We start from the raw sequence: 25,564 nt of genomic DNA on the forward strand, positions 1-25,564 counted from the left end.
AAAGAACGGAGAGGAGACGTGATCTCATGAGTAACGGGATAGTCAGGCGGACCCTTGTGGGTATCGCCGCAAGTGCAGGTCTGTTCGTGGCGGGAGCCGGGTTGGCACAGGCCCAGGGAGACGGGCAGGTGAAGGTAACGCCTCTGGGAAGTCATGACGGCGAGTTCTGTGTGGTGGACCGCGCCATGGTGTTCGAGGACCCCAACGGCACCCGCATTCTCTATGATGCCGGTCGCACCGTGGCCGGCGCCGACGATCCACGGCTCGGTGACATCGACGTGGTGCTGGTGTCGCACATGCACGGTGACCACGTGGGTGATCGCCGCATCGAGGCGGTGAACCGGGGCGCGTGCGGCTCACCGGAGTTTCCGGTAGTTACCCTGCCGCAGTCCAATACCGTGGATATCGCCGTCGCGAAGCAGGCCACCATCGTCACCGGCAGTGAAATGCCGGCGTTCTTTGCCGCCAAGCTCGAAGCCGCCGGCGCGGACAAATCCAGATCCCAACTGGTTCGCTTCGGTGCCAGCAAAGAAGTGGGTGGGGTAAAGATCACCACAGTACCCGCGGTTCACAGTAATGGCGTGTCGCCATCCTTCCTGACCGGGCCGCTGGCCGAGCACCTGAAAGCCGCCGGCGTGTCCGCGAGTGTCGGGCCGCCCACCGGTTATGTGCTGACCTTCTCCAACGGGCTAGTGGTGTACCTGTCCGGTGATACCGGCATTACTGCCGAGCAGAAACTGGTGGTGGCTGACCATTACGGTGCTGAACTGGTGGTGATGAACATCGGGGATACCTACACGACCGGCCCGGCCGAAGCCGCATACGTTATCAACGACCTGATCAAACCCAGGGCCGTGATTCCGTCCCACGCCAATGAGCCGGCCACCGAAGGCGGCAAAGTGAAAGAGGGCACTCGCACGGCGGCCTTCCGGGATGCCGTGAATGTGCCCGTGCACATTCCGCTCAGTGGCCGGACCATGGCGTTCAATGGCAACGGCAAATGCGTGGATATCTGCGACTAGGCAAGCGCCTCAGTCTTCATTCTCCATCTCGGGAGAGTAATCACCGGAGCGGGCCAGGCCATTGAGCCTGGCCCGTTTGTGCAGGGCAGCCTGGGCCTTGTCGGCATTGGCCCGATCACCTGCCCAGGCGTGCTGGGCCGGCTCCTGCAGCGCACGTCCGTAGGAGAAACTCAGCTCCCACGGATGGTAACCCATGCTGTTGATGGCATTGAGATTGACGGTGGCCTCCGCCGGCGTCTGGCCGCCTGACAGGAAGAAGATCCCCGGCACTGCCGCGGGTACCGCGCGCCGGAAAATCATCAGTGTGTGTTCTGCCACCTGTTCCGGGCTGGCCGAAGGGGATTCCTTGCCCGGGGTGACCATGCTGGGTTTCAGTACCATGGTTTCCAGGTCCACATGGTGCCGGTACAGCGCCTTGAACACCTGCCGGAGTACCGCTTCGCTGACTTCCCCGGCCCGCTCGATGCTGTGGTGGCCGTCGATCAGCACTTCCGGCTCGACAATCGGCACGATGCCCATGGACTGGCACACCGCCGCGTAGCGGGCCAGCACCTCGGCGTTGGCCTTGATCGCCTGCCGTGAGGGCAGGGTATCGGAGATGTGGAACACATCCCGCCACTTGGCGAACCGGGCGCCCAGCTTCTTGTATTCCTCCAGGCGGGACTCCAGGCCATCCAGGCCATAGGTGATCTCATCTCCCGGCGCGTTGACCAGCGGCCCCTTGCCCTTGTCCACCTTGATGCCCGGAACAATGCCCTGGCTGGCCAGAAGCTTGGGCATGGCCACATCTTCCAGGCTCAGTTGCTCCAGGGTTTCCTCATACAGGATGACGCCGCTGATGTATTTGCCCAGGTCAGGGGTGGAGAAAATAATGCTCCGGTACTCCCGACGCTTTCCTTCCGTGGATTCCACGCCCACCGCCTTGAATCGCTTGGCGATGGTGGGTGAACTCTCATCGGCGGCCAGGATGCCTTTACCTGGCTGGACCAGGTCCGCGATGGTTGCGGTCAACTCTTCCTGAATACTCATTGCGTTCTCCTTTACCGGCAACACCGGTGTCCTTTGGATTGTTTCGGGTAATTGTAGACCCTGTACGATGGACGCAAATTTGACCTACGCTAAGACATACCGAATCAGTCTGGATTAGGCTAATTACAAGAACGACAGGAAGGATGGAAGACCGCTATGAAAACGGTTGTGAGTGTGAGCCAGGGATCGTCCGAATACGATTACGAGATGGAAACCGAATTCCTTGGGCAGGCGTTCCGGGTGATCCGCATCGGCACGGACGGCGACATCGAAAAGGCCGAATCCGTCCTGGAGTCCGTGCACCCCCAGGCAGATGCCATCGGCCTGAGCATGATTCACGACCACTACCAGGTGGGCAGGGAACAACTGGAGCACCCGGAAACCGCCAGGCTGGAAGCCTGCGTGCCCGACAAACCGGTCACCACGGGCGCCGGCTTGCGCGGCATCCTGCAGGAATGGGCCGTTCGCCACACCCAGACTGAACTGGGGCATTTTTTTGACAATGCCCGGGTGCTCTTCCTGAACGGCCAGGCTGGCTATCGGATTGCCAGGTCCTTGTCCGAACACACCGATAACCTGCAATTCGCGGATCCTTACCTGGATTTCGGGGTGCCGCGGGTCCTGACCTCCCTCGTCCAGCTCGAAACCTACACCCGGCTCACCGCGCCGCTGATGTTCCGGCCGATGGCGGTCAAAGCCATCAACGCATTGCACCAGAGCCCGTTGTACCGCCTGGGTGAGAACCTGGTGGCCGGCTCCCTGCACAGTGCAGTCCGGGACTCCCATGTGATCGTGGGTGCGATTGGTGACCTTGAAAGCTTCACCGAGAAGGAGCTGGACGGCAAAACCATCATCACCTCTCGGGTTACCGACTCGGTGTTGGACTGGATGCGCTCTCGGCGCGTGGCCATGGTGGTGGACTACAGCCCCTGGCTGGAGGGTCGTCCCATCGGTGTGAACGTGATGGAGGCGATGATCAGCGCCGCCCTGTCACGCACGCCGGAGCAACTGGGTGCGGACGACTTCCTGGAGGTCATCCAGAGCCTGGGTATTGAACCGCGGATCCTGTACCCGAACGGCTACCGGCGGGTAAACCGGTTTGCCTTCGTGATTCACCCGTTGTCTCAGCAGTACCTGACCAAGACTCCGCCCCTGGACTGGGTGGCCAGTGTGTCGCCGCCCAAAGTGATGGACTTGGTGGAAAAGGCGATTGCCTACACACCACCGTTCGTCTACTCAAAGGTTTCCGGTATCCGCTCACCCACCGGCGACGAAGTGGAAGGCTGGCTAATCACCGTGGGTGGCACGCCCCGGGAGATCATGGCCCATGGCCCGGAATTCACCTACAGCCGGTTGCTGGCGGCTGCCAAGCTGGCCAAGAAACTGGGCGCCCAGATCATGGGGCTCGGCGCGTTCACCAAGGTGGTAGGGGATGCGGGCATCACGGTGGCCAAGCGGGCGCCATTGCCGATCACCACGGGTAACAGCTACAGTGCCTCAGGAGCCCTCTGGGCCGCCCATGACGCAGCGAAGAAGGTGGGCCGTGTCCATGTCGGTGAAAGTGGCAAGATGGCCGGCAAAGCCATGGTGGTGGGTGCCACGGGGGCCATTGGCTCGGTCTGTGCCCGACTGTTGGCCAAGGCGGTCGATGAAATCTACATGGTGGCCCCCGAGGCGGCGAAACTGCTCGCCCTCAAGGAAAGCATTGAACTGGAAACCCCGGGCGCGGTGGTCCATGTGGCCGCCACCACCAACCGGGATCTGGCGGATATGGACATGATCGTGACCGCCACCTCGGGCGCCGGCAAACGTATCCTGGACATCATGAAGGTGAAGCCCGGTTGTGTGATCACCGACGTTGCCCGGCCCCTGGATATTCCTGCAGAAGACGTGGCCAAGCGCCCGGATGTGCTGGTGATCGAATCCGGGGAAATCCAGCTGCCGGGGAACCCGAAGATGAAAGACATCGGGCTGCCCAAAGGCATCGCCTATGCCTGCCTGGCGGAGACAATTGTTCTGGCCCTGGAAGGGCGGTTCGAGAACTTCACACTGGGCCGGAACATCGAGTGGGAGAAGGTGCGGGAAATCTACAAACTCGGCCTGAAGCACGGTATGGAGCTGGCCTCCATCTCCGGCGTGAACGGGGTATTTACCGAGGAGGATTTTGAGCGGGTGAGGACCCTGGCGGCGCAGGCAACAGAGGAGCCCGCCTGAGCGGGCTCCGGACTCAGCCCACTCCGTGGGCGCGGAAGTGCTCCACGTAGGCTTTGTCGACTTTCAGGATGTGGTGAGTCAGCCAGTCCTTTAGCAGCTCCAGGGTTTCTTCGCCGGCTGAGTCGCCGTTTTCATGGCGTTCGATCAGACTCATGATCTGGCCGGTGAATTTGTTGTGTTCGGCCTTGTGGGCGTCCGTCTCCGGGTAGCCCAGACGCAGGAACAGATCCTCCTCCACGATAAAGTGGTTCATGGTGTAATCCATGAGGGATTCCAGAATCTCGCTCGTTTTCTCCTGATCTGCGCCTCCCTCCAGTGCGTCATGCAGCTGGTTGGTCAGATCCACCAGCCACTTGTGTTGCTCATCAATCGCTCCGATTCCGACTTCAAGCTCTTTACTCCATGGCCAGAATGTCATCGGTATCTCCCCTGTATTCCTGTTTATAGTTATGGTTCCTGAACCATCCTATGAACACGCATTCATTGGGATATTGACTGACATCAAGGAAGACGGGCGGGATCCCGCCAAACAGTGGGCAGGATCAGCAGATTTGCAATATGCGGACAGGGGCGCAGGTCAGGCCGCAGCAATCGGGGCGGCTTCCCTCTCCAACAGGGCACGTTTGCGATCTATGCCCCAGCGATAGCCGCTCAGGTTGCCGTCACTGCGCACCACGCGATGGCAGGGGATGACCACGGCCAGTCGATTGGCAGCGCAGGCACCGGCCACCGCCCGGATCGCCTTCGGGTTCCCCACTTGTCTGGCGAGTTCGGCGTAACTGACTGTTTCACCCGGCGGAATGGTTTGAAGCGCTTCCCACACCCGTTTCTGAAACCCCGTGCCCTCGACAGAAAGGGGCAGGTCGAGCCCCGACTGTTGTGGCGCGTCGATAAACCGGACCACCTTCGGCAACATGCCATCAAGGTCGTCGGTGGCTGGCGCCAGTATGGCATCCGGGAAGCGGATCTCTAGCGCAGAATGCAGGGAATCGGGATCGTCGCCCAGCTCGATGGTGCAAAGGCCGTTGTTGTCGGCGCCGGCAAGGACCCAGCCCAGGTTGCAGCGGTCAATGGCGTAACGGATCACGGGGCACCTCCTCTGATCAGGTGGAAGGATCCAGTACCCCAGCGTACCGCACGCCACTGAGCAGCGCCATATCCCGGTTCCAGGTGGAAAGGTCGTCAATGGAGAACTTGCCAAGGCTGTCATGGCCGCAGGCCCGGGCCATCACCTGCATCAGGGACACAGAGCCCTGCAGGAAGTTCTTCAGCTGATGGGCGGACTTGTCTGCGTCCAGGCGCTGGCGCAGATCCTTTTTCTGGGTGGCGATGCCGGCCGGGCAGTTGTTGGTGTTGCAGATACGCGCGGCAACACACCCGATGGATTGCATGGCGCTATTGGCGACGGCGATACCATCCGCGCCCAGGGCCAGGGCCTTCACAAAGTCCATTGGCACACGAAGGCCACCGGTGACAATCAGGGTGACGCGACCGCTGGCGCCATGGTTATCCAGGTAACGGCGTGCCCGGGCGAGGGCAGGAATGGTGGGCACACTGATGTGGTCCCGGAAAATTTCCGGCGCTGCACCGGTGCCACCACCACGGCCATCCAGGATGATGTAATCGGCGCCGGCATCCAGGGCAAACTGGATATCCCGCTCGATGTGGTTGGCGCTGAGCTTGAAGCCCACCGGAATGCCGCCGGTAATCTCCCGGACCCGACCGGCGAAGTCCCGGAAATCCTGAACCGAACTCAGATCTTCGAACGTGGGCGGCGACACCGCCGGCTCACCCTCGGGAATCCCCCGCACCTCGGAGATCCGGCCGGTATTCTTGTTGGCGGGCAGGTGGCCACCGGTGCCGGTTTTCGCCCCTTGACCGCCTTTGAAATGGAAGCTCTGGACTTTTTTGAGCAGGTCTTCCTCATACCCGAATTTGGCACTGGCCAGTTCGTAGAAGTACCGGGAGTTCTCTTCCTGCTCCTCCGGCAACATGCCGCCTTCGCCGGAGCAGATGCCGGTGCCGGCCAACTCCGCACCCCGTGCCAGGGCAATCTTGGCTTCCTCGGACAAAGCGCCAAAGCTCATGTCTGAAACCAGCAGGGGCATGCTCAACGTCAGCGGCTTCTTCGCTTCCGGGCCCACCACCAGCTCCGTGGCTACGTCCACGTCCTCCATCAGGGGCTTGTTGGCCATCTGGGCCACCATGATTTGCAGGTCGTCCCAGTGGGGCAGGGTATGGCGCGGCACGCCCATGGCGGTGACCGGACCGTGGTGACCCATACTTTCCAGGCCTTCTCGCGCAAGCTGATGAATGAACTCCACAGTGGGCTCTTCTTTGGTGGCTTTGGCCTTGGGGGCCTTGTCCTGTTTTCCGGACTTGCCGGATTCCTCGGAATCGCCGGAGATTTCTGGTGCTTCCTTGCCCACCAGATCATCACTGAATTGCTGGTGGGTGCCGTCGCAATAGGGTGGGTTGGCGGTCTGTTTGCACTGGCACAGCACCGCTTCTTCATTATCTTCCGCCACGAATTTCTGAGGCGTGATGCCGGTTCCGGCGTGGGAGCCATCGCAGAACGGCTGATCATCCGACCGGCCGCAGGCGCAGAACAGATATTCCTCGCCTTTCTCCAGCTTGACCTTGGTGGGCTTGTTGTCGGCAATGACTGGCTTTCCCATGGTACAGGCTCCTGAACCGTTGAATGAATTAAGGCTACAGGGGAGTACGTTGGCCGGGTGTTGATCGGACCAATACGGGGGAAAGTGTGGCTGAAGAAGGCAAATCCCGCCAATGGGCGGGATTCCGTTTATTTCGCCAGATGCTCTGTCACGAAGGCGGCAACGGTCCCAAGAACTTTCGGCTGCTGCTCCCGATGGGGAACATGGCCGCAGTTCTCGAGGATGCCCTTGGCAGAGGGCCCCTTAACCCCTTCGGCAATACGCCGGGGAAACTCCAGGGTACCGAACTCATCGTGGTCGCCGTGAAGGGCCAGCACAGGGCAGCGCACCCGCGGCAGGAAAGGCTCCAGGTTCCAGTGGTGGAAGCTCGGGTCCAGCCAGACTTCGGTCCAGGCCTCCAGCACCCACCGGGCCTTGTCGCCGTGGTAGCGGGCCAGTTTGTCCATCTGTCCCGGTTTCTGGAACTGGACTTTGGCGGCCCGGATGCCGTTCAGGGTGTGTTCCTCCACAAAGGCCTGGGAGGCCTCGGTAATGACCAGCTCGCAGGCCTCACCAAACCGGCCGGCAATTATGATCGCCATGGCGCCGCCTACGCTGTGGCCGAAGAGCAGGAACTTTGTAAAGCCCAGGGCTTCCCTCAGGGCCGGAAAATAAATCTCCGCCTCTTCTTCGATAAAGCGTTGGGAAGGCAGCCCTTCACGCGGGGAAGACTGGCCGAAACCCAGGCGATCGTAGGCAATCACCGGCCGCTCAAGCCGGCGCGCCAACGCCTCGGGAAAATCCCGCCAGAGTTTCACGCTCCCAAGGGAGTCATGAAGCAGCACCATGGGCGGGCGGTCTTCGGTGCCGGCTGGGGTCCAGGAGCGAACGAACAGCTCACCCCCGGGTACATCAACAAAGCAGTCCTGAACGTTCAAGACAGGTTCTCCAGATTCATTCAGTTTTTATTCAACGTCGGAATGGCCGAAATCAGCCCACCAATTCCCGCAAATCTGCCAGGAAACGGTCCACCTGGGCCTCACTGGTGGACCAGGAGCACATCAGCCGGGCACAGCCGCCAATGAAGTTGTAGAAGCGCCAGCCCTTTGCTCGCAGTGCGGCCTGGACCGGTTCCGGCATCTCTACGAACACTCCGTTCACCTGTCTCGGGTAGCGCAGGCTCACCCCCGGCAACCCGGCCAGGCCCTTTTCCAGTCGCGCGGCGCAGGCATTGGCGTGGCGGGCGTTGGCCAGCCAGACCTCGTTCTCCAGTAGCCCGCACCAGGGGGCGGAAATATACCGCATCTTGGAGGCCAGCTGCCCGGCCTGCTTGCAGCGCCACTCGAAGTCCTCGGCGAGGTCCCGGTTGAAGAACACCACGGCTTCACCGAGGGCCAGCCCGTTCTTGGTGCCGGAGAAGCACAACACATCCACGCCGGCTTTCCAGGTGATCTCGGAAGGGTGCACATCCAGCGCCGCCACGGCATTGGCGAAGCGGGCACCATCCATGTGAATGTTCAGCCGGTGCTTGTCTGCCACGGCACGGATGGCTTTCAGTTCCTCCGGGGTATAGACCGTACCCACTTCCGTGGCCTGGGTCAGGCTCAGGGCCTTGGGCTTCGGGTAATGGATGTCCGTGCGCTTGGTCACCAGGTGCTCTATGCTCTCCGGCGTCAGTTTGCCATCCGGCCCCTCGCCGAGGAGCAGTTTGGCACCGTTGGAGGCGTATTCCGGGCCACCGCATTCATCGGTCTCGACGTGTGCCAGCTCATGGCAGATCACACTGTGAAAGGACTGCCCGATGGAGGCCAGGGCCAGCGAGTTGGCGGCGGTGCCGTTGAAGACGAAATACACATCGCAGTCGGTATCGAACAACGCACGCAGGCCATCCGCGGCCCGCTGGGTCCAGCTGTCCTCCCCGTAGGCGGGTTCGTCCATCCGGTTCGCCTGCTCCATGGCAGCCCAGGCCTGGGGGCAAACACCACTGTAGTTATCGCTGGCGAACTGTTCGGAATCGGACACGCCGGGTACTCCTGTCTCGGGGATTGGGTTAACAGATTACCGTTTTTTGATAACTGACATCGAGTTGATGTGTGTCATCCGTCAATTAAGCTTATGAGATTCACCATAGGGATAGCCATTATCACAAAGGAGAAGTCAGCGTGACCGACTCAAAGAAACGGACAGTTCCAGATCCCAGCCTCGACGCCCACATTCGCGCCCTGAAAGCCCGTGGCGTGAATGCATCTCCGGATGCTACCGCCACGCACCTGCATAACGGGATCGATACCCCACTTCCTCCGGCAGACTTGCACGGCACCTACGTCAATCACCGGCCACTGCCTACCGAGGGCATAGAAGACCGCCGCGCCTACATTATCGGCAGTGGCATTGCCGGCATGGCGGCGGCTTTCTTTCTGATTCGCGATGGCCACATGCCCGCTGAGAACATTGTGTTTCTCGAAGAAGGATCGATCGAGGGTGGCTCCCTGGATGGAGCAGGCAATGCCGAGGAAGGCTATATCGTCCGCGGTGGTCGTGAAATGGAGATGACCTACCAGAACTTCTGGGATGTGTTCTCCGAGATTCCGGCCCTGGAGCTGCCGGAGCCGTTTACCGTGCTCGACGAGTACCGCCTGGTCAACGATCCGGACAAGAACTGGTCAAAAGCCCGCCTGCTGGAAAACCAGGGGCAGGTCGCGGATTTCTCCACTATGGGGCTGAGCCGCAAGCAGCAGCTGGAGGTTATCCGCTTGCTGCTGGCCCGCAAGGAGGACCTGGACGACGTCACCGTCGAACAGTGGTTCAGCGAGGGCTTCCTGGAAACCAATTTCTGGACCTTCTGGCGCACCATGTTCGCCTTCCAGAACTGGCATTCGGTACTGGAAATGAAGCTCTACATGCATCGTTTCCTGCATCTCATGGACGGGCTCAACGACATGACCTCGCTGGTCTTCCCCCGCTACAACCAGTACGACAGCTTCGTCCGCCCGCTGATGAACTGGCTCAAAGAGCAGGGCGTGAAGATCCAGTACGACACCATCGTTTCGAACCTGAAATTCAGTACCAGGGGAGGCCAGCGCACGGTTACCGGGATCGAGTGCGAGACCGAGCAGGGTGAGAAAACCATCCGGGTGCGCAAACGGGACCTGGTGTTCGTTACCACCGGCTCGATGACCGAAGATACCGCCTATGGGGATGACGAGACCGCACCGGTACTGAATGACAAGAAGGAACCGGGCGAGGCTTCGGGCTGGCAGCTGTGGAAGAACCTGGCCAGCCAGTCCGAGGGGTTTGGCCGGCCCGAGAAGTTCTGTGGCAACGTGCCGCAATCCACCTGGGAATCGGTGACGCTGACCTGCAAGCCATCACCCCTGATGGACAAGCTCAAGGAGCTCTCGGTGAACGACCCGTATTCCGGGTTTACCGCTACCGGTGGCATCATCACCTTCACCGACTCATCCTGGCTGATGAGCTTCACCTGCAATCGCCAGCCGCATTTCCCCGATCAGCCGGATGACGTGATCGTGCTGTGGGTATATGCCCTGCTCATGGACAAGCCCGGCGATTACGTCAAAAAGCCCATGCCGGAATGCACCGGTCAGGAAGTGCTGACGGAACTCTGCTATCACCTGGGCCTGATCGATCAGGTGGACGACGTCATCGCGGCCACCAAAACCCGGATTGCCCTGATGCCCTACATCACCTCCCAGTTTATGCCGAGGGCCCAGGGCGACCGCCCCGAGATCGTTCCGGAAGGCTGCACCAACCTTGCCCTGATGGGGCAGTTCGTGGAAACCCCGAACGACGTGGTTTTCACCCTGGAAAGCTCGGTGCGGACGGCACGGGTCGGAGTCTACAGCTTGCTGGAAATTCCCAAGCAGGTACCGGATATCTATCCCGGCCAGTACGACATCCGCCGCCTGTTGCGCGCCACCCGCACTCTCAACAACGACGAACCTTTCCTCGGCGAGGGCCTGCTTCGGCGGGTATTGGGAGGGACTTACTTCCGGCACATACTGCCACTGGGGCAGGACGAGGACAGTGGGGACGTGGAAAAGCACGGCTTGTTCGAGCAACAGCTCAATGCCGTCCGTGAGGTGCTTGGGGACAGTAACACCCTGAACGACGCCAAGGACCGAATTCAGAGCGTGATTGAGAAGATTCGCGGGCGTTTCTGACAACTCGGTTGCCCAATGATCCTCCGGTGGGCCAACATTAGGAAATCAAGTCCACCGGAGCGGTGCCATGAGTAACTCCCTGAAGTACGCAGAGCAGCAATGCGATGCTATCGAAGCGCCATGCAGCGCCATCCAGAAGATCCTGAGCCCCCGTGTCGCAGAGCTGGGCGGGTTCTCGGTGCGCCGACTGCTGCCAACGGCGAAGCAGAGAATGGTCGGGCCCTGGATCTTCTTTGATGAAATGGGGCCGGCGGATTTTCCCGCGGGCGAAGGCATCAACGTTCGTCCTCATCCGCACATCGGTATCGCCACGGTGACCTACCTCTTCGAGGGCGAGATACTGCACCGGGATTCCGTGGGCAGTTGCCAGCCGATCCGGCCCGGCGATATCAACCTGATGGTTGCCGGCCGGGGCATCGCCCATTCCGAACGGGAACGCCCCGAAGTCACGGCGACAGACCACAGACTGCACGGCCTGCAATTGTGGCTGGCACTGCCGGAGGAACACGAGGAGACCGACCCGGCGTTCCATCATTACCCCAGTGACGATATCCCGGCGACTGATATCAACGGTGTCCCCGTCCGGGTGATGATTGGCAGCGCCTATGGCCTGACCTCGCCGGTGCGCAGCCTCAGTGAAACCCTCTACCTGGAGGCTACCCTGAAGGCCGGCCAGACTCTGGAGTTGCCCGATGCCCCTGAGCGGGCAGTCTATGTGGCGAGCGGGTCGCTCAAGGCGCATGGCTCGGAATTACCAACCCACAGCATGACCGTGTTTGCGCCTGAGCCTGGTGTTTGTATCACCGCGGCGGAAGACACCCGCATTGCCCTGATTGGCGGTGAGCCCGTGGGCCGGCGCTATATCGAGTGGAACTTTGTGTCGTCCAGGAAGGAGCGGATCGAGCAGGGGAAGGATGACTGGCGGGCAGAGCGGTTTGCGAAAGTCGTGGGCGATGAGGAGGAATTCATTCCCTACTAGCGTGCATCCGCAATTTTGTTCAATACCACGAGCACCGTTTGGGACAGACTTTCTCCATGACCTGAACGGAGACCCTTTCCAATGAGCCTTTCACTGATCCTGCCCATGTCCGCCTTTGCCCTGGCCGCATCCATATCGCCGGGGCCAGTTAACCTGGTATGCCTCAGCAGCGGAACCCGTTACCCCGTTTCGCGGGGGCTGATCTTCGTAAGCGGTGCCACCATCGGCTTTATCGCACTGTTCATCTCCGTTGGGCTGGGACTTTACTCCCTTCTGACCCTGGTGCCGGCCTTTGAGGCATTTCTGAGGTGGGCGGGCGTGGCATTTCTGCTCTATCTGAGTGTGAAACTGGCCCTCGATAGCGGCCACTTGCCCGAGACTGCGGCGGAAAAGGCACCCGGCTTCGGGACCGGGGCGTTGATGCAGTGGCTCAATCCCAAGGCCTGGTTGGCCTCGGCTTCCGGCATCGGCGCCTATACGAGCGCTAATGACTGGCCCCAGGTGCTGTTGTTCGCCTCGGTGTACCTGCCGATTTGCTGGCTCTCCCTGGCGTGCTGGGTTTATGCGGGTGCCTTTCTCCGGAAACAGGTTCAACGGCCCTTGGTGTTGGTAACTGTAAACCGGATGCTGGCTTTACTGCTCGCGGCGAGCTGTCTGTACCTTGTGATCGGCTGAAGCGCGCCGGTACTGGTTTGGCGTTGCTGCCATCAGCCGTTTGAAGACACGCTGGAAATGCGGTTGGTCGGCGAAGCCCGCGTTCAGGGCTGCCTCGGCAATGGCGGAACCGTTCTTGAGTTCATGGCGCCCCAGTTGCACGCGACGGTTCACCAGATAGGCGTGGGGCGTGAGTCCGAAATGTTGTTTGAACGCCCGGATCAGATGGCCCGGGCTGAACCCGGACAGCTCGCAAAGGGTGTCCAGCGAAACATCATCCGTTGCGTGGTCGTCCAGATAGCGGGCGAGGTCAGCGAGAATCTCTGGAGTCTTTGGTGCTGTTGCGACGGGTTGGCTCGCCAGTTCATGCATCAGGTCTGAAAGAAATTCCACAAGCTTCGATTGCTTCTCAAGCAACTCATGCCCCGGTTCCAGCAGACATTCGGCCAACTGGCAGTAACGTTCAAACCAGGCGGGATCCGATATCACTGCAGTGGAGATGTCCTGCCACCACGGTTCCGGGAGCAGTCCCGCCCGGAACCGCAGGTCTGTCAGCCACGTCGTATCCACATATAACATCAGATACGCCCACGGCTGATTGTCGATGGGATTGCAGGTATGGACCCACTCGGGATTCATCAGCACGAGATCCCCCGCCTGGACACGGTAATGATCATCCCGGTACTGAAATGTACTCTTGCCTCCGGTTATGGCGCCCATCGACCACTGGGTGTGAGTGTGCGGGGCATAGCAAACCTTGCGACCGTCGGCGACCTTGCGCAGCTCCACATGGGGCAGGCGGGCGTCTCGCCAGAATATGGGTTTGCTTTTACTGGTGGCTGTTTTCATCTGAATTGGCGCTCGCAGTCAGCAAGAACACCGGATAGCTCCGATCTTCTTTTTCGATGGCGCTGGCGGACACTACTTCAACCCTGGAGAAACCTGCCTTTTCAGCAGCACGGGCGATTTCATTCCGCTCAAAACCAAAATGGAAAACGCCGGTGTCTTCACTATGGAAGGTGCCATCTTCCTTGTCCAGATCGGAAATGGCGATAAAGCCACCCGGCTTCAGCAGCTCCCGGAACCGTCGGAACATGGCATCAATATCCCTGACGTGGTGCATGGTCATGGAGGAGATGATGCCGTCGAAGCGCTCGTCGATTGACTGTTTTTCCAGATCAATCTCCTTGATCTCCAGCTCACAGTTCAGTGAAGCCCGCTTTTCAGAGAGCTGGCGGTTCATGGAAGGGGAAATATCCACCGCCGTGATTTTCTTCACGTGAGGCGCGATCCTTTCCAGCAACAGCCCGGTTCCGGAGCCGAAATCCATCAGGTGCATGGAGGGCTCAATGTGCGCCTTTTCCAGAATGGTGTTGGCGATGTTGGTGACGTTATCAACGCGATCGCGGTTCTGCTCGTAGGTGTCTGCCTTGTGGGCGAAGTAGTCTTTGCTCATGAAGCTGCCGTTTTTGGTTGAGAAACTTACTCGATTATGCGGCGTTTGGGCTGATGTTCAAGATGAAATAAGGTAATTCCAGAATATCTGGACGAATAAACTTTAGTGAAAAAAAACAGCCCTACCGTTTCATCTGATAGGGCTGGTTTTTCTCAGCTATTGCTGGCTTCGACCATATTCAGGGTAACTGCTGAACTCCATCGATTGAGAGGCTTATCAGTTCGACCTCTGTTACTTCGCCGCTCTCTGTCACGATGGCGGTGCGAAGCGGAATCCCATCCCCGACATTGTACCAACTTGCTGCCGTTGAACTGTTGGTTTGGGTCGAGTCACTACTAGTAGTAGTAGCTACAAATTTACAGGCTTCAAAAGTTCCTGCTGGCACTGTAATCGTTTCGTTTCCTATATATTCAATGGTGGACTCCAACTGTAGTAAAAACGTTTCTGGACCGCCGTCAGTTGACATATACATCGAGACAGACTGACTGTAGGACTCACCAGGAGTAAGTCCATAAGGGAAATTGAAGGTTGGTTCGTACCAGCTTGTGGTATCCCCGCCTGTCACTGAGTCCACGCTTGTGGAACCATGAGTCCGTTCAAGCATCGCGGAGCTATCCAAAGAAACGTATGTTGTTGATCCTGGATCATTTGGATCAAAGCTCAGATCTTGAACAAAAATCCCCAAGGTATCTTCCCCACGGAATTCAACCGGTCCAAGCAGTTCCTGTCTGAATTCCATAATTCCGAAAGGCTCGCCGGTCACGGTATCGTAAAACTGTTGCTGGAACTCAATAATAGTTCCTGGTGGCCGAGTTTGCGGGGTGTAACAGGCCTGATCGGTAGAGCCTCCGTCTCCGCCTCCAGTATCGCCATCGCCATCACCGCCACCTGAACCGCCATCACCCGGAATCTGGGGTGCGGGAGGAATAGACTCAAGGTTACCGCTAGAAATTAGGTCGACAAGCTCCTGATAGAACGCAATATTCACAAGGTCTCTTGCAGCTTGCGAGAAGGCATCGAGTAGTCGGTCGACTGCGTCACCTATGGCGAAACTGGAATGGAAAGGATCGAAATCATCAGCCGGAATGTCGTAGCTTGCTTGGATCAGCGCTTGAAGGAACTCGCTTTTTGCTTGATTCAGGTTGTCAGTGACGACGGCATAATCTTCCTGCTGAAACCAGATTTCCGGGTCTCGTGCAGATGCCAGGGCGATAATCAAATCCGTGAATGGAGTGATGTTGACGGTGCCCGCTGAGCTTGCGTAGCTGTGCAGCATTTCGTACTCAGTGCCAGCATTCACCCTCAGGGCACATGGTAGAGCTGAAGACGCAACTTGCCCGCTGAAACCGCCGGAAGCGTCCGTTTCAACATTCTCTGTAAAACCCGTTCCACCTTCGCATCGGGCATCAATTGTGGTATTTGCGATCGGTGCACCAACTGCGGCGCGCCCGGACAAAGTCACCAGCTCATCGCCGGTGGCCTCGCTTTCGCTTGAATCATTGGATGAAGAGCCTCCGCATCCCCCTATGGTTACTGCCAGAGCCAGGATTCCAGCTCCCTTTGCTATCCAGGTCATAATCAAACCCTCTGTCAGTACCCGACACGCCTGCCAGAAGGTGGTTGAAAGCAAGATGAAAGCCACGGAATAAGATGTTTACTGAAAACAGACCTCGCCAGTTCAGGGTCGCTATCCACGAGTGAGGAACTGTAAAGAATATCGACGTATTTGGAGTCCTTGACTGAAGCCAGCGTACGCTTCAGGCGACCTTTTCGTGGGATCGACCGTGGTCAGGTAGCCAGTTTCCGCTGGCCAGCGCTTCTGCAATCGCACGGTAACCCTTCTCACTCGGATGATAGCCATCATTCGCCAGCATCGAAGTGTCGGTGATGGTCGGGTAGGTCAGATAGCGGAATTCGTCCGGCGCCTGGTGCGCCAGTTCCTGGTACAGCCGGTCCAGCTGCCGCGCCCGCCAACCCATGACATGCCTGAGGGGTGAGGGCAATGCGGTAAACAGATGCATCGGAGGTACGCTCAGTAGATAGACTGGTGACGGATAGCTTTGAGCGAGCAGGTCGCGAAGGACCCACAGCTGCTGGCGGAACCGGAACCTCGGGGTGAACCCGGTGGTGTCGTTAACGCCCATGCTGAGCAACACCACATCGGCTTCCGGAAGATCTGCATTTGCCAGCTTCTCGTTCAGCTCGCCCAGACGAATGCCGTTCAGTCCGAAGGTATGCCAGGCGATGGTCTGACCGGAGCGCTCGTGCAACTGCGACGCCAACTGGCTGGCGAGGCCCTGGTCATGGATGGTCACACCCACACCGGCTGCCGTGGATTCGCCGATAACCAGCACCCGGAACACCGGCGCGCCTTCGCCGTATTGGCCGCCGGGGGCGCCTTGGGCTTCCGGGAGTCGTGGCGTGTCCCGCCGGGCACGTTTGCCCTGGTATAGCAATACCGGGAACAGCAGGGCCGTGGTCAGCCAGAAGGGAAGGTGCATGGGTAAGCCTCAATCAAGTATCAAGCGCCTTCTCAACGGCCTGAGCGGCATGGATTTCTGTGGTGTCGTAGAGGGCGACCGGCGTGTCTGCTTGCTGGATCAGCAGCCCGATCTCGGTGCAGCCGAGGATGACCGCCTCCGCGCCCCGTTCGGCGAGGGCCGCGACGATCTCCAGGTACGCCTGTTTTGACGAATCGTTGATTGCACCCTGGCACAGCTCCTCGTAGATGACCCGGTGAATCATTTCCCGCTCCGGCTCATCCGGAACGATCACCCGGATTCCGGCCTGCTCCAGGCGTTCCCGGTAAAAGTCCTGCTCCATGGTGAAACGCGTACCCAGCAATCCCACGTTGGAAACACCATCCCGCTTCAGAACTCGGCCCGTTGCATCGGCAATATGAAGCAGGGGAATCCCACTGGCCTGTTCAATCTCCGGTGCCACCTTGTGCATGGTGTTGGTGCCGATCACCAGAAACTCCGCCCCGGCCTGTTCAACCGCACGGGCGGCCCGGGACAGGATGTCCGCTGTCCCGGCCCAGTTGCCCTGGTGCTGGAGCGCCTCGATCTCGGCAAAATCTACGCTGTAAAGAATGAGCTTTGCAGAATGCAGCCCGCCGAGGCGTGCTTTTACGTGCTCATTGAGCAGCCAATAATAGGTCTGGGTCGATTCCCAGCTCATCCCGCCCAGCAGGCCAATGGTCTTCATACGGTCGGACCTTTCACTTTCATCGATTCATCTTCCTCGAGCTGAAGCTGGTTATCATAAGCAGCCTGAAGGCCGGTTTCATCCTCTTCCTCGGACCCATCATCAATAGAGCGCGGATAAAATGGCGACAACATCGCCGCCAGAATGCCGGTGGCGGCGAATATGGCAAAGGCATCGCCATAACCGAATTCATTCACCAGCATACCCACCACGGGCGAGCCGGTTGCCTGCCCGAGTGAGACGGCCATGAAAGGCAGAACCGGCCCCATGGACAGCCGGCCCGGCAACAGGCGGATGCCGGTCATCAGATAAAGCCCTGTCAGGCTCATATAAGCCAGGCCGAAGACCAGCGCGGAGAATATCGCGATGGCCAGCCGATCGGGGCTGGCGGCCAGCAAGGCCAGGCTTGCAGCCAGCATCATCAGCATCAGGGCCTGGGTGATGGGCGGGTTGTTTCGATCTGCCAGATCCGCCACCACGGCGCCCCCGAGACCCGCAATGCCCACGCCCAGCCACAGCCAGCCGGTTGCGTCGGACGACAGGGCGCCCAGATTGACCACCAGATCCGGTGCGAAAATCCAGTAGGCGGCGGAAACAAAACCCATCACGAAAGCAAAAAGCGCGAGCCGAATCAGGCGCGCCCACTGCAGGGCGCTGATCGGAGGCGGCGGTGCGGCGTTCGACGGTGTCACCCGAGACACCGAGGGAATGAAAAACCAGGTGGCAACCACCCCGATAGCGGCCAGGATGGCAAATGAAAGGTACGCATAGCGCCAGGCGCCGGTCAGAAACAATACCGCGGGTACCGCAACGGCGACACCAATGCTGGTTCCGGCATTCATGACCGAACTCACGCGGCCATGCAGTGAACGTTTCACCAAGGCCTGCATGGCGGCGGTAAGCGCCGGCATCATCAGGCCGGTACAGATGCCACAGGCGAACACACCCATGCCGAGGGACAGCGCCCCCGCGGACTGGCTGATCAGTGTCAGGCCTGCGGCACCAAAACAGCCCGAAATCACCGCTGTGTTGCGGGCACCGAGACGGTCGGCCGCGGAGGGCGCGACCATTGTGGCAAACAGAAAACTGATGAGGGGCAGGGCACCGATGATACCGATGACTTCTGCCGACAGCTCCAGCTCGGATCGGATCGGCGGCACAAACAAACCGAAGGCAAAGCGCGCGAGCCCATAACTGATGGCGATCAGCGCCGCCCCGAAAATCGCGAATGCTGTACTCGAAGGAAACTTCATGCCGCCTCCGCCCTATAAAAATTTCAGGCTTTCGGTCCGTTTCGGTTCCTGTCTGTACTGCCCTGGTCTTGCTTCACCTTCGTGATCCGGGCACCCCGAATGCGCTTGCTGCGTTCACCTTCAGGATGCAGATTCCGGCTTGATGATCAGTAGGTTAGCAGGATCACCATGGTGAAGGACAACCTTTGCGTCTGAATTGCCGGCCGTAAACTCCAGAACCTGACCAGGCCCCAGGTCAATATCGACCCGACAGGCGTCACCACAGAACAGACTGATCGAGAGTTTGGCGGTATGGGTGTTTTCAATGCTGGCGGACTCGCCGGCACTGATCCTTTCTCCGACATCGGGTAAGTTATTCATATGAAATGAGCTCCCTGCGTGTATGGGGGACCAGAGAGCAATCGTTCCTCTGGTCACTCACTTGAAAATAGTACGAGTTGGCTCCTGCTGCCGCTATTACGATCAACTTTTGTACAGGGCGAGATGCTCGATTACCGGTCAACCTTGTTGATCGTGCCCTGGGCAACCGCAACCGTGCGCTCACCGGCATCGCCATTCGCGATAACGGTGCACTGGCAGACTGCCTGGTTCCTTCCCGACGAAAGGACTGTGGCCTTGGCGGCTAGCTTGTCCCCGATCGCAGGGCGGAGGTAATTGATCTTGTATTCAGAGGTCACCGAATCGCCTAGGACAGAGCCCCCTGCATAGGTCAGTGCGTTGTCAGCCAGGTAACTGACAACGCCTCCATGCACAAAGCCGTGCTGCTGTCTCAAGTCCGGCCTGATGGCAAGCGAGAGAACGGCGGTTCCGGGCTCGATGACCTCCAGTTCGGTGCCGAGCAGGGCGCTGAAGGGTTGGTTCTTCAGTATCTTTTTTCCAAACTCCAGTAACTCGCTCATTTCCTGAGTTCCTCGCATCTGAGACCTGTTGTTGCGGTGACCGTCATTAACCCCGGCGTGCCGCTTCAATGGCCGCAATATCGATCTTCCCCATCTCCATCATGGCATCAAACGCGCGCTTTGCCGCTGCGGGATCCGGGTCGGCGATAGCTTCGGTCAGAGCCACCGGCGTAATCTGCCATGAGATGCCCCATTTGTCCCGGCACCAGCCGCAGGCGCTTTCTTCGCCGCCGTTTCCGACAATTGCGTTCCAGTAGCGGTCCGTCTCCTTCTGATCATAGGTGGCAACCTGGAAGGAAAAGGCCTCATCGTGGGTAAAGGCAGGGCCGCCGTTGAGCCCGAGGCAGGGGATGCCCAGCACGGTGAACTGCACGGTCAGCACATCGCCTTTCTTGCCGGATGGAAAGTCTCCCGGAGCGCGGAGAATTCTGCCTACCGATGAATCGGGAAAAGTTTTCGCATAAAAGCGGGCCGCCTCTTCGGCGCCGCCGTTGAACCAGAGACAAATGGTATTCTTTGCATGTTCCATCGCGTTAGCCCTCCTGCCGCATCTTGTCCCGGCGAGCGATTTCCGCCGGAGTAGGCGGGTCCATGGCAAAGTCACCGGTTGCCACCTTGCCATCGCGCACATAGCGCCCGATGACGATGCCGCTTGGTGAAATACGGCTGGCGGCCAGCTTGAATGCGGCTGGTTTGGTGCCATTGCCAAACAGCTTCTTGCCGTGGCCGAGTACGACCGGGAAGGTGAAGACATTGATCTGATCGACGAGGTCGTTGGCAAACAGCGTCTGCAGCAGATCCGAACTGCCTTGCGTGACCAGCGCAGGACCATCCTCCTGCTTCAGCCTCGCAATATCGGCCGCCGCGTCATTGAGGGCCACCGAGCCCTGCCAGGTCAGATCCAGGCCTTTGCGGGTGGCAACGTACTTGTTGATCGAATTGAAGGTCTTGGCGATCGAATCGTCTGGTCCGTCCTCGGCGTAGGGCCAGTGGGCGGCAAAAATCTCATAGGTCTTGCGCCCGAGCAGCAGGTCGAAGGGCTGACCGAACATGCGGTCAATCTCTTCGCCAAATACCTCGTCCACTATCGGGGCAACCCAGCCGCCGTAGCCGAATCCGCCGGTAGGATCTTCTTCAGGGCCGCCGGGGGCTTGCATCACGCCATCCAGCGACACCATGGCGCCAACAATCACTTTTCGCATGAGTCCATCCTCCTGGTTTGCGTTCTTGCAACCAGTAGTCGTGTGGAGCACCGCAAAATCGACAGCAGGTTTTATTTTGGGTATGAACCAGCTTAGCTGCTTCTCGGCGCAAACATGATGATCGCCATACCCAGCAGGGCCACGGCCGAGCCAAGGATGTCCCAGCCGGTAGGCCGGATACCGTCAACCGCCCAGAGCCACAGTATCGCCATAAAGACGTAGACTCCGCCATAAGCCGCATACACCCGCCCAGCCGCTGTCGGATGAAGCGACAACAGCCAGGCGAAGAGCGCGAGGCTGAGGGCGCCGGGCACGAGCAGCCAAATGCTTTTGCCCTCCCGAAGCCAGAGGTAGGGCAGGTAACAGCCAACGATCTCGGCCAGGGCGGTGACGACAAACAGACCGAGGGTTTTCAATTCAGGCACTGGGGGGGGCTCCTTTTGATTGGTTGGCGGCATTTATGAGATCAGACTGTCAGTCTACTGACAGGTCACTGCTTGGTCAGGCTTATGTGCAGTTGAGCGCTTGATTCAGGGCATCCAGACTCTCAGGGCCAGCGCCCAGCCGGACGCAGTTCTCAGAATCGCGTTCCCACTTCGCAGCTGAGTTGAGGTGAAGATGGACATTCACCACCGCATCGAAATCCTCCTCCAGCAACCCGGCGGGAATCCAGACCAGCTCGGTGCCCCTCAACTGGTTGGGAACCGGGCTGCCACACACGGAGCAAAAATCACTGCGATAGCCGGTTGGTTTCTGGAACGAGGTGATCCTGTCCTGGCCCGAGAGCCAGCGGAAATCTTGCTGGTGAACAAAGGTAGCCGCGTTGGCTGCAGATCCGGTGGCCTTGCGGCAGAGGGAGCAATGGCATTGGTAGAGGTTGGGGAGATCGCCCTGGATCTCGAATTGCACTTTGCCGCACAGGCATTCGCCGTTCATGGGTTATTCCGATTAAGAGTGGAGTAGGACCCGGTATGGGTTAAGTGCAAATATAAGCGGTTGTTTCAGTAGCTAAAAGCCAAAGGCCTTCCCCCCGCACCTCGGTTGCGGTGATTCCGGTAGCCATGGGGGTGCCCGATTACAGGCGAAACCAACAGGTTATCGAAGCTGGCTGTCCTTACTGCCTCTGCGATTGATGCTGCCAGAGTGGGTCTGCTGTTTTTCATGGGCCGACTGGCAGTCAATGCACAACCGGACACCGGGAATGGCCTTGCGCCGGGCTTCCGGAATCGGGGCGCCACACTCATCGCATTCCGTGGCGCTCTCGCCCACGGCTAACTGGCTGCGTGCGCGCTGAATTTCGTCTTCAACGCTTGCGTCGATCTGTTCCTGAACCGCACCATCACGTGACCATCCACCTGCCATGAGCCCTCCGGAATCTGGATGACTGAAACCACCAAACGTTATCATTCGAGTGCAGGCGCTCCAAGATTGCCGATAACCCAACGAGGAAACACCATGTCCTATACCAGCCAATATACACCCGAAACCCTGAGCCGTGACGAGCTGGACCAGGCCACGGGCCCTATGGTGATCGAATTCGGTACCAACTGGTGCGGGTTCTGTAAGGGTGCGCAGGCAGACATCAAGGCAGCCATGGACAACCACCCGGACGTTCCGCATGTGAAGGTTGAGGATGGCAAAGGCCGCAGGTTGGGGCGGACATTTGGAGTGAAGCTCTGGCCGTCGCTGATTCTTCTTAAGGATGGTGAGGAAGTGGCACGGGTAGTGCGTCCGGAGAGTAGCGGCGAGATCGAGGGTGCACTGAGAAAAATTCTATGAGGATGTGCCGGCGCTATCAGATGAAAAAAAGACTATTCCCAACTTTTTGAAATCATTATTCCAGTCTCGCCTCACGCAGGCTGACCGAAAGCTCATATTCAAATAACCGCACGCCCTGGACTCCCGAGCAAGCGAGCAGCAGGTCTTCGGAGATATGTCGAGCAACGATAATGCCTCGAACCAGCTGACCAGATTCAGTTTGGTTTTTTCGTATCCAGGCCATATAGCGCAGCAACTGACCCACGACTCTGTCATACCCCTTGGAAACTTTTAACTCTATGACAACGAAGTTGCCTCTGGAGTCAGTGGCCAGAATGTCAATAAACCTGCCACCGGCAGGGAACTCAAGGCCATTAATGCCTTCATCTTCAAAAAGAGTGAGCCCCGGCTCTAGGAGATGGAGATTCTTGGCGAGATAGTTTTGAAGGTCCTTTTCATAGGCGAACTCTGGACTTCCTGCCTCTGTTAGCTCCCCAACCTCTTCTTCTACAGTCGGTTCGGCATCATTGCCTGGATAGATTGGTGCTGGATCGGTCTGGGGTTGGTACAAACGAAAATGTTTTGGGTCGACCTGGAAGAACAGGTCGTCCTCTCCCGGCTTTGCCCCATAATGAACCCGGCTTCTAGAATTCACTGACATCCGGAGCAGGTGCGCGGCAATCGTTCCTTCTTTGATCTTTGGGTAGTTCTCCCGGAACCAGGAACGCACGCGATCACGAGAAAGGACCGTGTCCGGTGTTAAACCAATTTCATGCACCATATCGTGCATGAGAGTACGAACTGGTTTGTCGTAAAGTGATGCCATGCGACCCCTCGGAATTTACCGGCTGCAGTCCTGATTATGCATCTAATACCCTATGATCAGAATTCCCTTGAGTGGAAGACGAATCCGACTACTTGCATACAGAGTATCGATGAAACGGATGACCCGATCAAAATCGTTGCTATTCCGGTACACATTTCGGACAGCAATACCAAGATAATTTACTCCATGCATCATGCATGCTTGGAACAGGTCTTTCAGGAATTGATTGTTCACTACTGCCCGGCCTGCCTCCACCTCAAGCACAAACTCCTCTTGTCGGTGGTATGCATCAGCTTCAAATGATTTTTCGGGCTTGCCGTTGAGCCCAAAGAGTACTGGTACAAAAATCTTTTCGGATTTTTTCTTGCCCGTTTCTACGTCAAATTCTGCGGCTTGAAGTCGACTGCAGACTTCTGCCAGGACGTCATTACTGGGCAGATCGAATTTGGATGAATCAATTCTTTTGGAAGCCTCTTCAAAAGCATCGATTACAGTGTGAACGATAGAGGGCGCTTCGTCGGATTTAGGAAAATACTGCCAGTTGATCATTTATCATCCATTTGTGATGGGCAAATAGAACTGTCCCGGTTTATTGAGCAGCCCTCGTTATCGGTTAAGTTCAAATACCAATTGTTGCTTAATTACCTTGAAGCCGAAGTCCTGGTAGAAACCATGAGTTTCTTCTCTTTCCGAGTGACAGCGTACACGGAGAGCCATTCCTTCCGACCTGGCCCACTCAGCTGATTCGTGAACCAACGCAGAGCCAACTCCTGCACGCCTGTAGTCTTCCTTAACTACGAGGCCTCCAATTTCTACGAATGGGCTAATTGCAACTCGTAAAGCAATGAATGCGTGCAGCCAGCCAACGACAGTACCACGGCATTCGGCAACCCATACGCGGTGATCCCTGGAATCGAGCAGGGCACAAAAAGTCGTATCAAACTCTGTAAAAGAGGAGGCAATTGACTGGAATGAACGGGCCAGCGAATAGACATCCAATCCATCCTCGGCGGTTGCAGGCCTGATGTGCATTATTCGTAGTGGCTCCAGAGCCGGAGAACCTTCACCACTCGCTCCTCCTCAAGCACTTGGTAGACGAGGCGATGCTGAATATTGATGCGGCGTGAATAGGCCCCCGAGAGATCACCTATGAGCTTCTCGAACGGAGGTGGTTTGCGGTACGGGTCTTCTGAAATCAGTGTCAACAATTCCTGGGCTTTTGGTTTGAGGCCGCTGGAGGCCAGTTTCTTTGCATCTTTCTGTGCTTGTTTGGTGTAAACCAACTTCCATGTCACCAGTCCAGCTCCTCATTGCATTCATCCACGGGGGTATCCATCCCCTCACGAATAGACTCTCGCATACCAGGTACCGAGAGCAGGAAGAGTGTTTCCTGAATTGCGGACCAATCTTCCTCGGATATCAAGACTGCAGTGTTCCGTTTACCCGTAATGACTATTGGTTGGTGGGACTCGGCAGTTTCATCAATCAACCGATAAAGATTGCTGCGCGCCTCAGTTGCTGTGATTCCGGTCATGACGCACCTCTTGTATGTTCAACTTTTGATCAAAGTGTACGCCTTTATGTACGTACGTCAAGACGAACGCTGAAATCAGCCGGCTAGTCACCGGACTGCCGCATTCCGAGCAGAAATAGGTTTGTGCCGGTCTATCCTCAGGTTTTATCCTTCACCCACTTCTCACCTTCCTTGTGGTACTCGTTTTTTACCGCCGCCCAGGCCACCTTATGGGCCGTTTCTTCCCGCCCTGAACTGCCACGTCGATTTTCAGGATCGCTATATTCTTCCCAAGCGGAATTGAAGGCCTTTCGATAAATCTCCTGGGCGTGGGCTGGCAGATTGTTGCGTACACTGGCCGGTAATTCCGAATTGCTGTTGTAGGGCATGGGGCCTACCTCCAAAACGCTTGCGTCATTACAAGGCTAGCATCTGTAAGCACCGGGGCAGGGCGAAAGGTTACAACTCCAGCACAAGATTTCTGCCGCCAAGAAAAAGCACCCAAACCGTTACCGCCGCCCAGTGAATGATTACCGGAACCCAGATAGAGCGGGAAAGAACGTATGCGTAGCCACAGGTAACCCCCATAGCGCTTACGATAACCAGAAACCACGGATCCCCCCCTCTGTCAGCCTAGTTGTCCAGTAGGCGGTTTCGCCTGAATTTAACCAATCAGGGGCGGCATGGGAGCATTCATGCCACGCTATTCCGAAG

32 protein-coding genes are annotated in these 25,564 nt (G+C 58.1%); 6 read left to right on the forward strand and 26 right to left on the reverse strand.

The features are described 5' to 3' along the window. Nucleotides 1-26: 26 nt before the first annotated feature. Entirely contained in the window at nt 27-1,022 is a 996-nt protein-coding gene (locus tag DET50_RS07905) for an MBL fold metallo-hydrolase (protein ID WP_113862319.1), read from the forward strand. Between the two features lie 9 nt (nt 1,023-1,031). Here DET50_RS07905 and DET50_RS07910 read toward each other — a convergent pair whose 3' ends face one another. Continuing rightward, complete coding sequence (locus DET50_RS07910; RefSeq protein WP_113862320.1) at nt 1,032-2,051, reverse strand: class I fructose-bisphosphate aldolase; 1,020 nt, start codon at nt 2,049-2,051, stop codon at nt 1,032-1,034. A 156-nt stretch (nt 2,052-2,207) separates the two neighbouring features. Between DET50_RS07910 and DET50_RS07915 the strand changes: the two genes are divergently transcribed. Next, nucleotides 2,208-4,265 carry a dehydrogenase gene (locus DET50_RS07915; RefSeq protein WP_113862321.1) on the forward strand — a complete coding sequence of 686 codons (2,058 nt, stop codon included), beginning with the start codon at nt 2,208-2,210 and terminating at the stop codon, nt 4,263-4,265. A gap of 13 nt (nt 4,266-4,278) precedes the next feature. Here the strand turns inward: DET50_RS07915 and DET50_RS07920 are convergent, their stop codons facing one another. The 5 genes from DET50_RS07920 to DET50_RS07940 all read right to left on the reverse strand — a co-directional run bounded on the left by DET50_RS07920 (nt 4,279) and on the right by DET50_RS07940 (nt 8,944). After that, complete coding sequence (locus DET50_RS07920; protein WP_113862322.1) at nt 4,279-4,683, reverse strand: bacteriohemerythrin; 405 nt, start codon at nt 4,681-4,683, stop codon at nt 4,279-4,281. A 159-nt stretch (nt 4,684-4,842) separates the two neighbouring features. Further along, the gene (locus DET50_RS07925) at nt 4,843-5,352 is read right to left on the reverse strand and encodes a methylated-DNA--[protein]-cysteine S-methyltransferase (protein WP_220150129.1); all 510 of its coding nucleotides are present in this window, start codon (nt 5,350-5,352) and stop codon (nt 4,843-4,845) included. Nucleotides 5,353-5,368: 16 nt separating this feature from the next. Further along, nucleotides 5,369-6,943 carry a glutamate synthase-related protein gene (locus DET50_RS07930; RefSeq protein WP_113862324.1) on the reverse strand — a complete coding sequence of 525 codons (1,575 nt, stop codon included), beginning with the start codon at nt 6,941-6,943 and terminating at the stop codon, nt 5,369-5,371. 128 nt (nt 6,944-7,071) lie between these two features. Next, complete coding sequence (locus tag DET50_RS07935; RefSeq protein ID WP_258546078.1) at nt 7,072-7,860, reverse strand: alpha/beta fold hydrolase; 789 nt, start codon at nt 7,858-7,860, stop codon at nt 7,072-7,074. 52 nt (nt 7,861-7,912) lie between these two features. After that, the gene (locus DET50_RS07940; protein ID WP_113862325.1) at nt 7,913-8,944 is read right to left on the reverse strand and encodes a threonine aldolase family protein; all 1,032 of its coding nucleotides are present in this window, start codon (nt 8,942-8,944) and stop codon (nt 7,913-7,915) included. Nucleotides 8,945-9,084: 140 nt separating this feature from the next. Here DET50_RS07940 and DET50_RS07945 point away from each other — a divergent pair, with 140 nt between their 5' ends. The 3 genes from DET50_RS07945 to DET50_RS07955 all read left to right on the forward strand — a co-directional run bounded on the left by DET50_RS07945 (nt 9,085) and on the right by DET50_RS07955 (nt 12,757). Next, entirely contained in the window at nt 9,085-11,103 is a 2,019-nt protein-coding gene (locus tag DET50_RS07945) for an oleate hydratase (protein WP_220150130.1), read from the forward strand. Nucleotides 11,104-11,170: 67 nt separating this feature from the next. After that, nucleotides 11,171-12,082, forward strand: a complete 912-nt coding sequence (locus DET50_RS07950) for a pirin family protein (RefSeq protein WP_113862326.1) — start codon at nt 11,171-11,173, stop codon at nt 12,080-12,082. 81 nt (nt 12,083-12,163) lie between these two features. Then, nucleotides 12,164-12,757, forward strand: a complete 594-nt coding sequence (locus DET50_RS07955) for a LysE family translocator (RefSeq protein WP_113862327.1) — start codon at nt 12,164-12,166, stop codon at nt 12,755-12,757. Here DET50_RS07955 and DET50_RS07960 read toward each other — a convergent pair. The 13 genes from DET50_RS07960 to DET50_RS08020 all read right to left on the reverse strand — a co-directional run bounded on the left by DET50_RS07960 (nt 12,716) and on the right by DET50_RS08020 (nt 22,115). After that, the gene (locus tag DET50_RS07960) at nt 12,716-13,585 is read right to left on the reverse strand and encodes an AraC family transcriptional regulator (RefSeq protein WP_113862328.1); all 870 of its coding nucleotides are present in this window, start codon (nt 13,583-13,585) and stop codon (nt 12,716-12,718) included. The two genes, DET50_RS07955 and DET50_RS07960, sit on opposite strands and share 42 nt — an antisense overlap. Then, entirely contained in the window at nt 13,566-14,192 is a 627-nt protein-coding gene (locus tag DET50_RS07965) for a class I SAM-dependent DNA methyltransferase (protein ID WP_113862329.1), read from the reverse strand. Before DET50_RS07965 ends, DET50_RS07960 begins: the two co-directional genes overlap by 20 nt. Nucleotides 14,193-14,370: 178 nt before the next feature. Then, the gene (locus DET50_RS07970; protein ID WP_147252199.1) at nt 14,371-15,768 is read right to left on the reverse strand and encodes a hypothetical protein; all 1,398 of its coding nucleotides are present in this window, start codon (nt 15,766-15,768) and stop codon (nt 14,371-14,373) included. 181 nt (nt 15,769-15,949) lie between these two features. Continuing rightward, on the reverse strand, nt 15,950-16,693 hold the full coding sequence (locus DET50_RS07975) for an SGNH/GDSL hydrolase family protein (protein WP_113862331.1): 744 nt from the start codon (nt 16,691-16,693) through the stop codon (nt 15,950-15,952). Nucleotides 16,694-16,706: 13 nt separating this feature from the next. Further along, nucleotides 16,707-17,399 carry an aspartate/glutamate racemase family protein gene (locus DET50_RS07980; RefSeq protein ID WP_113862332.1) on the reverse strand — a complete coding sequence of 231 codons (693 nt, stop codon included), beginning with the start codon at nt 17,397-17,399 and terminating at the stop codon, nt 16,707-16,709. Further along, the gene (locus tag DET50_RS07985) at nt 17,396-18,652 is read right to left on the reverse strand and encodes an MFS transporter (protein ID WP_113862333.1); all 1,257 of its coding nucleotides are present in this window, start codon (nt 18,650-18,652) and stop codon (nt 17,396-17,398) included. The genes DET50_RS07980 and DET50_RS07985 overlap by 4 nt, the downstream gene beginning before the upstream one ends. A 120-nt stretch (nt 18,653-18,772) precedes the next feature. Continuing rightward, entirely contained in the window at nt 18,773-19,012 is a 240-nt protein-coding gene (locus tag DET50_RS07990) for a hypothetical protein (protein ID WP_113862334.1), read from the reverse strand. A 131-nt stretch (nt 19,013-19,143) separates the two neighbouring features. Further along, complete coding sequence (locus DET50_RS07995; protein WP_113862335.1) at nt 19,144-19,551, reverse strand: PaaI family thioesterase; 408 nt, start codon at nt 19,549-19,551, stop codon at nt 19,144-19,146. 46 nt (nt 19,552-19,597) lie between these two features. Beyond that, on the reverse strand, nt 19,598-20,080 hold the full coding sequence (locus tag DET50_RS08000; protein ID WP_113862336.1) for a VOC family protein: 483 nt from the start codon (nt 20,078-20,080) through the stop codon (nt 19,598-19,600). 4 nt (nt 20,081-20,084) lie between these two features. Further along, the gene (locus DET50_RS08005) at nt 20,085-20,753 is read right to left on the reverse strand and encodes a dihydrofolate reductase family protein (protein WP_113862337.1); all 669 of its coding nucleotides are present in this window, start codon (nt 20,751-20,753) and stop codon (nt 20,085-20,087) included. A 92-nt stretch (nt 20,754-20,845) separates the two neighbouring features. Then, nucleotides 20,846-21,178: a YnfA family protein gene (locus DET50_RS08010; RefSeq protein ID WP_092002643.1), complete on the reverse strand. Its 333-nt coding sequence runs from the start codon at nt 21,176-21,178 to the stop codon at nt 20,846-20,848. Nucleotides 21,179-21,260: 82 nt separating this feature from the next. Continuing rightward, nucleotides 21,261-21,689 carry a GFA family protein gene (locus DET50_RS08015; RefSeq protein WP_113862338.1) on the reverse strand — a complete coding sequence of 143 codons (429 nt, stop codon included), beginning with the start codon at nt 21,687-21,689 and terminating at the stop codon, nt 21,261-21,263. A gap of 159 nt (nt 21,690-21,848) precedes the next feature. Next, nucleotides 21,849-22,115 (reverse strand): DksA/TraR family C4-type zinc finger protein, encoded by a 267-nt coding sequence (locus tag DET50_RS08020; protein WP_113862339.1) that lies wholly within the window; start codon nt 22,113-22,115, stop codon nt 21,849-21,851. 93 nt (nt 22,116-22,208) lie between these two features. Here DET50_RS08020 and DET50_RS08025 point away from each other — a divergent pair, with 93 nt between their 5' ends. Further along, a complete protein-coding gene (locus DET50_RS08025) occupies nt 22,209-22,532 on the forward strand; it encodes a thioredoxin family protein (protein ID WP_113862340.1) in 324 nt (107 codons plus the stop codon). 55 nt (nt 22,533-22,587) lie between these two features. On the opposite strand, the gene DET50_RS08030 is transcribed toward DET50_RS08025, so the two are convergent. The 7 genes from DET50_RS08030 to DET50_RS19765 all read right to left on the reverse strand — a co-directional run bounded on the left by DET50_RS08030 (nt 22,588) and on the right by DET50_RS19765 (nt 25,456). Further along, nucleotides 22,588-23,337 carry an endonuclease NucS domain-containing protein gene (locus tag DET50_RS08030; protein ID WP_113862341.1) on the reverse strand — a complete coding sequence of 250 codons (750 nt, stop codon included), beginning with the start codon at nt 23,335-23,337 and terminating at the stop codon, nt 22,588-22,590. Nucleotides 23,338-23,379: 42 nt separating this feature from the next. Then, nucleotides 23,380-23,886: a hypothetical protein gene (locus DET50_RS08035; RefSeq protein ID WP_113862342.1), complete on the reverse strand. Its 507-nt coding sequence runs from the start codon at nt 23,884-23,886 to the stop codon at nt 23,380-23,382. A gap of 57 nt (nt 23,887-23,943) precedes the next feature. Beyond that, nucleotides 23,944-24,369, reverse strand: a complete 426-nt coding sequence (locus DET50_RS08040) for a GNAT family N-acetyltransferase (RefSeq protein WP_113862343.1) — start codon at nt 24,367-24,369, stop codon at nt 23,944-23,946. After that, entirely contained in the window at nt 24,369-24,632 is a 264-nt protein-coding gene (locus DET50_RS08045) for a Txe/YoeB family addiction module toxin (protein ID WP_113862344.1), read from the reverse strand. The genes DET50_RS08040 and DET50_RS08045 overlap by 1 nt, the downstream gene beginning before the upstream one ends. After that, on the reverse strand, nt 24,629-24,871 hold the full coding sequence (locus DET50_RS08050; RefSeq protein ID WP_113862345.1) for a type II toxin-antitoxin system Phd/YefM family antitoxin: 243 nt from the start codon (nt 24,869-24,871) through the stop codon (nt 24,629-24,631). Before DET50_RS08050 ends, DET50_RS08045 begins: the two co-directional genes overlap by 4 nt. A 137-nt stretch (nt 24,872-25,008) precedes the next feature. After that, nucleotides 25,009-25,239, reverse strand: a complete 231-nt coding sequence (locus tag DET50_RS08055) for a ChaB family protein (protein ID WP_113862346.1) — start codon at nt 25,237-25,239, stop codon at nt 25,009-25,011. Between the two features lie 70 nt (nt 25,240-25,309). Continuing rightward, nucleotides 25,310-25,456 (reverse strand): CPBP family glutamic-type intramembrane protease, encoded by a 147-nt coding sequence (locus DET50_RS19765; protein ID WP_404932725.1) that lies wholly within the window; start codon nt 25,454-25,456, stop codon nt 25,310-25,312. Nucleotides 25,457-25,564 lie beyond the last annotated feature (108 nt).

This window comes from Marinobacter pelagius (assembly GCF_003315345.1).
GTDB classification, from domain to species: Bacteria; Pseudomonadota; Gammaproteobacteria; order Pseudomonadales; family Oleiphilaceae; genus Marinobacter; species Marinobacter pelagius_A.